General features: G+C 46.4%; 6 protein-coding genes. 4 read left to right on the top strand and 2 right to left on the bottom strand.

Features of this window, described 5'->3' with window-relative positions:
• Positions 1-164: 164 nt before the first annotated feature.
• Positions 165-2,384 carry a PAS domain-containing sensor histidine kinase gene (locus tag J0895_RS23680; RefSeq protein ID WP_207090446.1) on the bottom strand — a complete coding sequence of 740 codons (2,220 nt, stop codon included), beginning with the start codon at positions 2,382-2,384 and terminating at the stop codon, positions 165-167.
• Positions 2,385-2,698: 314 nt separating this feature from the next.
• Here J0895_RS23680 and J0895_RS23675 point away from each other — a divergent pair, with 314 nt between their 5' ends.
• Both J0895_RS23675 and J0895_RS23670 read left to right on the top strand, forming a co-directional pair.
• Positions 2,699-4,342, top strand: a complete 1,644-nt coding sequence (locus J0895_RS23675; RefSeq protein WP_207090445.1) for a DUF3352 domain-containing protein — start codon at positions 2,699-2,701, stop codon at positions 4,340-4,342.
• A 289-nt stretch (positions 4,343-4,631) separates the two neighbouring features.
• Positions 4,632-5,558, top strand: coding sequence for a class I SAM-dependent methyltransferase (locus J0895_RS23670; protein WP_207090444.1), 927 nt, complete (start codon positions 4,632-4,634; stop codon positions 5,556-5,558).
• A gap of 161 nt (positions 5,559-5,719) precedes the next feature.
• Here the strand turns inward: J0895_RS23670 and J0895_RS23665 are convergent, their stop codons facing one another.
• Positions 5,720-6,427 (bottom strand): J domain-containing protein, encoded by a 708-nt coding sequence (locus tag J0895_RS23665; RefSeq protein ID WP_207090443.1) that lies wholly within the window; start codon positions 6,425-6,427, stop codon positions 5,720-5,722.
• Positions 6,428-7,122: 695 nt separating this feature from the next.
• On the opposite strand from J0895_RS23665, the gene msrA reads away from it, so the two are divergent.
• Together msrA and J0895_RS23655 are read left to right on the top strand one after the other, a co-directional pair.
• Positions 7,123-7,785 (top strand): peptide-methionine (S)-S-oxide reductase MsrA, encoded by a 663-nt coding sequence (gene msrA, locus J0895_RS23660; protein ID WP_207090442.1) that lies wholly within the window; start codon positions 7,123-7,125, stop codon positions 7,783-7,785.
• Between the two features lie 55 nt (positions 7,786-7,840).
• Positions 7,841-8,038: hypothetical protein (locus tag J0895_RS23655; protein WP_207090441.1), on the top strand; the 198-nt coding region annotated here is incomplete at its 3' end.

Here is an 8,038-nt window from a genome sequence, read left to right as displayed (position 1 = left end):
CAATTAGTGACCTCCCGAGGGGCGATCGATTTACCGCCAGAGATAGCCGAGCAAATGGGCGATCGCACGTTTGCTCATCCTTATTTCTGGGCCGCATTTACCCTAGTCGGCAGTCCGTGGTAGGAGCATCAGGCAAGGGTTCCTGATTCTGTCTTGACTGAGTGCTAGGATTGCTTCAGGGGAATCTGAATGACAAATTCTGTGCCTTGTCCCGGTTCCGAGTGACAAATTAACTCGCCGCTATGCTTGTGGGTAATAATTTGATAGGCAATTGATAACCCCAGTCCGGTTCCTTTCCCAACGGGTTTGGTGGTAAAAAATGGATTAAAGATTTGCTCTTTGACCCGGGGGGTCATTCCGGGACCGTTGTCCTGAATGTGAATAGCTACCCACTGGTTATCTAAGCATTCTGTGCGGATGCGAAGGGTGGGAGTTTTTTCGCTGAAGCACTCTTGCCCTTTCAAGCTTTCCAAGGCGTCGATCGCATTAGTCATAATATTAATAATGGCTTGATTGAGTTGCGCCGGATAGCATTCTATTCGGGGCAGTTGACCATACTCTTTAATCACTGAAATCCCAGAATTTCCGCTTTTTTCTCTCAACCGATTATGGAGAATAAGCAGGGTATTATCAATTCCTTCATGAATATCCACCGGCTTGCATTCGGCTTCATTCAGTCGCGAAAAATTCCGCAGAGACAGCACAATTTGACGGATGCGTTCTGCTCCAACTTTCATGGAATTCAGCAATTTTGGCAGGTCGCTTTGCAAAAAGTCGAGGTCGATATCCTCCTGAAATTCATGGATGTCCTGAACGGGTTTGGGATAGTGGGTTTGGTAAAGATTCAGAAGTTTGAGTAAATCCGCGAGATAGTCGTTAACATGAGCGAGGTTTCCATAAATAAAATTAACGGGATTGTTAATTTCATGGGCCACTCCAGCGACTAATTGTCCCAAACTGGACATTTTTTCGCTTTGAATGAGCTGGGTTTGAGTCCGTTGCAGTTCTTGTAAGGTATTTTGAAGCTGTTGGGCTTGGGTTCGCAACGATTGAATCAATTCGGTTTTTTCGTGAGCGGATTCCTGAAGCGCTTGGGCTTTTTGTTTGCTTTCGGTAATATCATGGAAGACAATCACAGCCCCAATTTGATTGCCCTTTTCATCAAAAATTGGCTCCCCACTAGCAACGGCAATTCGGGGTTCCCCCACCTTGGGTGCAATGACAATTTCCTCTTTGTTAACCCGTTCCCCGTTCAGTGCACGCTTTAAGGGAATTTGCTCTGGGGAGATTGGAGTTATGCCATCTCCTTGATATAAATCATAGTAATTTAACCAGTCTTCGGGCGGTATGGAGTCATCGGGTAAGCCATATAAGTCGCGAATTGAACGGTTGAATAGGATGAGGTTTCCTGTGGCATCCCCGGCGATAATTCCGGCATCAACGGTATTCAGTAAGGCTTTTAAAAATTCCCGCTCTTTTTCTAGGGATTTTTCGGTTTCCCGGCGTTCGGCGATTTCGTTTTGCAGTTTGTAGATGGCACTGTTAAACGCTAGACTGCGACTTTGCAGTTTGACTTGGAGTTGATTGAGGAAGGTGCGGGTTTCTTCATAAGCCCGATCGCCTTCGATTTCAGCATATTTGCGCTCGGTAATATCATGGCCGATCGCATAAATACATTGGTGTTCCTGTCCCAGACAAGCACTCCACAATAACCATCGATATTCCCCATTTTTACACCGATAACGGTTCTCAAAGGAGTAAGTATTACATCCTTGGAGGAGTTTAACGAATTCCATCAAGGTACTTTCATGATCTTGCGGATGGACAAATTCAATAAAGGATTGAGAACGCAGTTCCTCCGGGGTAAAACCTAGGGTTTTTTCCCAAGCTGGATTTAAACTGCGGAAATACCCATCAAAATTGAGGGTACAAAATAAGTCCAGGGAGAGGTCAAAAAAAGCATGATAATCCTCTGTCGGAGGCAATAATTCCCGACTCCGTTCTGGAATCGGCGAGAGTTCCTGGGCGATCGCCCAGATGAGCGGTTCACTCCCGCGCCTTATGGCTTTCCAGGATAACTGCTTATAGTCACCATTTTTACATTGATAGCGGTTCTCAAAGGCAATCTCCCGGCGATCGCCACTGAGTTGGCCAAGCTGTTCCCGGGTGGAAAATCGGTCATCAGGATGCACTCCATCAAGAAAGGATTTCTGATCCAGTTCACTGGGGCGAAATCCTAGGATTTTTTCTCCCGAACCATTAATCTGCTGAAAATCTCCATTGCTATTGATCACACAGAGCAGATCGTCGGATAAATCGAAAAAGGGAAAGTTCGAGATTTCCTCTCCTGCATCACACTCCAACTCTACGATTTTCAGGCTCATTCCGTCCCCCTAATATTTTTTACGGTCTTTTTCAGAAAATTTTTATTATTCAATGTAGGTTGAGATATTTCAATCTATTATAAGGGGTTTATCCTCAAATAAAATAAAGCCAAAGTAGAGAAAAATCTGAAATCAGGATTGATTTATGAAGTTTTGGCAAGGATAAAGACTATGAAAGAAGACAACTGACCCCGAGGACATCCCCTGACCCTCGATCAGCCTCAATCCCCAGAATTGGTGATTAATCGCAACAATCGAGGAGCACTGCCACAAATATCGTTATCCTAAAAGAGAGAATCACAAGCCAAATTAAAATGTCAGCGAAACCTAATGTAAATCGGTGGGCGATCGCAGTCGTGGCTGCTGTAGGTATGGCCGGTGGATATTTATACTGGCGCAGTACCTGGGTCGGAAGCTCGAATCCTCTGGAAAGTACGAAAGTGGTTCCACAAGATGCGCTAATGGCGGCTTATGTGGTCACGGATGAGCGTCAATGGTCGAAATTGGAGGAATTTGGGACCCCAGGCGCACAGGCGGCGATCGCCCGCACTCTGGCAAATCTAGAAGCCGATTTCCTCGCCCAAACCAATCTCGATTACAAAAAAGACCTGCAACCTTGGATCGGCAATGTCACTCTGGCGATCGTCCCTTCCTCAGCGACAGAGGTGGCAACCACCAACTTAAACTCTGACCTGTTATTGATTGTAGGCATTAAAAATCCCTTCCGTGCCTGGTGGTTTGCTCGCAATTTGAGGTCTCAACGCGAGCTTACCCTGAATGAATTTAACTATAAAGGTGTTACGGTCTCTCAAATCGTTCCACCCCAAGGAATTCCCACCTATCAGGCAACGGTGAATAACAAACTGCTGATTTCCCAGCAACGCAGTGCAGTGGAAAAAGCGATCGACACAACGACCTCAGAATCCTCTTTTTTGATGAAATCAGGGGCTAAGGAACTGGTTCGTCAGAGTACAAAACTCGATAATGCTCTCGTCCACTTTTACTTACCGGATTATAGCCAGACTGTGGCACTGATGGGCAACAGGGTGAGCGATCGCCCCAGTTTACCCCAGGTGGATGGGGTTAAGTCGGTATTGCTGAGTGCGGGTCTGGATCAACAAGGAATGCGGGTGCGGTTCCTAACAGAAGTTGACCCCCAATCTATCCCCCAATATCCCGCCGTCTCTAATCAACTCTTAAATCGCTTTCCGGCAGAAACGATCGCCCTGGTTAATGGTCACGGCATCGGTCAGTCTTGGTCAACTCTAGTGGCTCAAAGTCAAGCCCAACCAGAGTTACAAGGAATTCTAATCGCTATTCGCCAAATGTTCGCCGGGGTGAACATGGATGTGGACCGCGAGGTGTTCGGTTGGATGGATGGTGAGTTTGGTTTTGGACTGATTTCTTCAAATCAGGGTCTGTTGGGACAATTGGGATTCGGAGGGGCGGTGGTGTTTGAAACGAGCGATCGCCCTGCCGCAGAAGCAATGCTGCAAAAATTAGATGTGATCGGTCGCAATGTCGTCCCCTTTCCCTTGGCGATCGCCCAACGCAATGTCTCTGGAATTAATGTCCGGGAATGGAAAATCCCCCTCCAAGGTGCGCTATTGGGTCACGGTTGGTTGGATGACAATTCTTTGTTTATCGCCTTTGGGGGTCCCATCGTCGATGCGATCGCCACTCCCGCGACTTCTTTACAGGACAGTCCCACATTCCAAGAACTTATCGGTTCCTTGCCGAACCCCAATCACGGCTATTTGTACCTGGATATGGAGAAAATCACCTCGGTGATCAATACCCTTCCCTTTATGATGGGTGCTCAAATCTCTCCAGAGGCTCTAGACCTGTTAAATTCGGTTCGCGGCATTGGCGGAACCGGAACTTGGACCAACCCGACGCAATTTGAAAGCGAGATGTTATTTACCCTCAGAAAAACTAAGGAAATAGCAACTCAGTAATCCAAATCTGGCTCTTTGGGGCGATCGCTTTGGTACAATAAGCAATAATTTTCCTCCCGTCAATAGGATGGCTATTTCTGTCCTCCGCCCGAGTCGCTTTGACCGCAAACTCGACAGAGCACTTCCGGGTAGGGATTTAGAACAAGAGGACAAGAAACCGGGTTTTTGGATCTAATTTTTGGCTTTCTTTGCAGAGATGTTGTCAAGAAACCCGGTTTCTCATCTGTCTTTTGCTAATTCCCTAAAGCGATGGAGGAAAGCGTCAACCTCTCACCCAATCATCACCCTCATGACTGCTTCTGTATCAACTGGCCCCGGATTCTTATCTCGTTTAATTAATGGATTATTAGCCATTAAACCCCTCGCAAGTTTCGCCAAATCTAAAGCCCGAAAAATGATGATTGACCGGGCTGAAAATATGGGCGTTCCCTGGACGATAGAGGCGCGATCGCTGCAAAACCGCAATTGGGACCGCGAATTCCAACAGGTACAGAATCCTACCTTGGTTTATCCAGATTATTACCTGCGATCGTTCCATGCTTACGACCAGGGAAATTTAAGTTGGGAAGCTGCCAGCGAGGTCGAAGTCGCCGCTAAAGCCGTACACGCTCATATTTGGCCCGGTGCCGGAGTCGAAGGAGACTCTCGCCTTCGCAACAGTTACCATGAAGTGCTCGCGGCTCAAATTGGAGACTCTCCCAAGGCAATTCTCGATATAGGTTGTAGCGTAGGCATGAGTACCGTTGCCTTACAAGAACTCTATCCCCAATCGACCTTAACCGGGCTAGATTTATCCCCTTATTTTCTCTCCGTTGCTCAGTACAAATCTGAGCAGCAATATCAGGATATCACCTGGGTTCATGCTGCTGCTGAATCCACAGGTTTACCGGATACTTCCTTTGATTTAGTCTCAGCTTGTCTCATCTTTCATGAACTCCCGGCAGATGCATCTGGCCACATTATCCAAGAAGCTCGACGCTTACTTCGTCCCGGTGGACATCTGGCAATTATGGACATGAATCCTCAGTCTGAGATTTATGCAAAAATGCCACCCTATATCCTAACCTTGCTCAAGAGTACGGAACCCTATTTAGATCAGTATTTTTCCCTGGATATCGAGCAAGCATTTGTAGAAGCCGGTTTCGAGAAACCCACCATTACCCGCAACACTCCTCGACATCGGACTATCGTCGCTCAAGTTAAAACCTCCAGTTAAGAGATGGAAATTCACCTTTAGGGCGTCGGTACTAAAATGAGAAACCGGGTTTCTTCACTAAGAAGATAGCAATTAACCGCAAATTTAGGCTAGAAACCCGGTTTCTTCTCCCCTTTTGCTCATCCTCAACCGATGCTCTAGTTTGATTCCTATCCGAACCTTTATCGGAAGATATTTTTAATCGTAGAATGGGCTTCTTTGCGTAAAGAATTAGCAATTCTAAACAATTCTTGCCCGGTATGGAGATAGTGCTCGTCATAGTTGAGGGTAAAGAATTCTAACTCATCAATGCCATCGCCTATGCGATCGAGACAGTAGTAAAGATTCGCAGCAACACTGGCAACCGTGGCGGGATTTTGCATGGATTGGAAATAGATTTGCGCTTGGTTGAGGAAATCCCGGCATTTTTGTAAATAAGCCTGAAAATCTGCCATCAATTCATCATCAAATGGGTCCGCTGCAAGACAATCGATTTCATCCTCTAAGGTATGCAAAATTTCATACAGCATTCGGTTGATGGGTTGATACACCTGTTTAAGCCATTTTTCGAGGTGATCGTCCGGATCTGGACTGTTTTGGCGAGCGTGACGATAGTTCTGTTGTGCACGGGCAGTTCGCGTCTGGCGATCGCGAGATTGAGAGGGGGCTCTACCCGATGTTTGACGGCGATCGTAAGACTGACGGCGTTGCGGATCCCCGAGTATTTCATACGCACCATTAATCTGAATCATCCGTTCCGAGTCCGATGATTCTAAATTTTTATCCGGATGCACCAGTTTGACTAACCGTCGATACGCTTGCTTAATTTCCGATTGCGTCGCTTGGGGACTAACTCGTAATGTTTCGTAGGGATTAATTACATCATTCATTTCTACAACTGTCAGGCATTGACCCCAGAATAAGCATTAAATCAAGATAAGTTTCCAAACCCATTAAGCTCAATAAATCTTGAATGTTTAAATCTTAAATTTATTGGTATTTTGGGCATTATCTTTCATTTAAAAATTTCAACTAACTATCATAATCTTTTCAAGATACCTTGTCAAGGCTTTAAATTTCTCAGCTTAAGCAAAAATACTCAATAGATTTTTCTGGGGGGACTGCGGATATCAAGCTGGCATTTAAGCCAGAGTTTGATAATATCACCCTAAAAAGTTTTGATAAAATCAAGGAAAATACTCCTGAAATTTGCCCGGTAAGCCAATCGATTTTAGCCGTTATTTCTATAAAAAATTTAGCCTATATTCCGGGGGATATATAGTCAGTCTAAATCAGTTTGACAACTGGATCGGCTCCCCTCTCCCGCTTTGGGAGAGGGGTTGGGGGTGAGGGCATTCCACAACTGATAAAGGATCTGCTATAGTCCAAGCTATAGTGCGCTCTGTGCTGTCTCTAATCCAGGCATGACTAAGACTAGCGGCAGGGATGGGATTCAACCCCTTCGTGGCGCTCTTTCTTTGGGGCCCAAGGGTCGCCCACCCCCCAAAGGCGATCGCGCTCCCGCAAATTCTAGCTATTATTAAGAAAAGTAAACAGATCACTCATCATTCGGAGTCAGAACATCATGGGACTATTTGGATTAGGCAAAAAACTCACCCTACCCACCCCAGACAAAGCCTTACCGGGACGCCAGGAACCGATTCCGGTCCCCGCGAATCACTTCGTCAACGGTAATCCCCTCAAACCCCCCTTTCCCGATGGCATGGAACAAGTCATCATCGGTATGGGCTGCTTTTGGGGTGCCGAACGTAAATTTTGGCAACAAGAAGGCGTCTTCGTCACTGTCGTAGGGTACGCTGCCGGAATCACCCCCAACCCCACCTACCAAGAAGTTTGTAGCGGTATGACGGGGCATAATGAGGTGGTGTTAGTCGTGTACGACCCCAAAGTCATCAGTTTGGAAACCCTCTTAAAAGTATTCTGGGAAAGCCACAATCCCACCCAAGGAATGCGTCAAGGCAATGATGCTGGCACTCAATACCGTTCCGGAATTTATCTGTATTCTCCCGAGCAAAAAGAGTTAGCCTTGGCTTCCAAAAAAGCCTATCAAAAAGCACTCTCTGCCGCAGGATATGGCGACATTACCACCGAAATTCTGGACGCCCCCGAGTTCTACTATGCCGAAGGATATCATCAGCAATACCTGGCAAAAAATCCCAATGGCTATTGTGGTTTAGGCGGAACTAATGTCGCTTGTCCCGGCATGAGTCAAGCTTCAGCAGTTTAGTCCATAGTAGTTTCCGGAATCATTGGGTACAGAGGTTATTAGGAGTGCGAGCATCTTGCTCGCACTTAACGATAGCGAGCAAGATGCTCGCACTCCCAAAATGAACCCCATACTTGACACTCCCACGCTCTTTAGAGCGTGGGATTCTTTAAGAGTCCAGAATCTGAACCTTAAGGGCGTAGTCAAAGCACCCCTACTGACTCCACTAAGATTAAATCCCAGTGTCGCCGCTACCTTTCTTAAGATATTTGCT

Origin of the sequence: Phormidium pseudopriestleyi FRX01 (assembly GCF_017313335.1) — a bacterium.
Taxonomy (GTDB): Bacteria; Cyanobacteriota; Cyanobacteriia; order Cyanobacteriales; family Laspinemataceae; genus Laspinema; species Laspinema pseudopriestleyi.
This window is presented reverse-complemented; position numbering and strand designations above follow the sequence as displayed.

Excerpts from the sequence above, each read along its gene's own strand:
- J0895_RS23675 (WP_207090445.1), top strand. The coding sequence starts at position 2,699 with ATGTCAGCGAAACCTAATGTAAATCGGTGGGCGATCGCAGTCGTGGCT.
- J0895_RS23670 (WP_207090444.1), top strand. The coding sequence starts at position 4,632 with ATGACTGCTTCTGTATCAACTGGCCCCGGATTCTTATCTCGTTTAATT.
- J0895_RS23680 (WP_207090446.1), bottom strand. The coding sequence starts at position 2,384 with ATGAGCCTGAAAATCGTAGAGTTGGAGTGTGATGCAGGAGAGGAAATC.
- msrA (WP_207090442.1), top strand. The coding sequence starts at position 7,123 with ATGGGACTATTTGGATTAGGCAAAAAACTCACCCTACCCACCCCAGAC.
- J0895_RS23665 (WP_207090443.1), bottom strand. The coding sequence starts at position 6,427 with ATGAATGATGTAATTAATCCCTACGAAACATTACGAGTTAGTCCCCAA.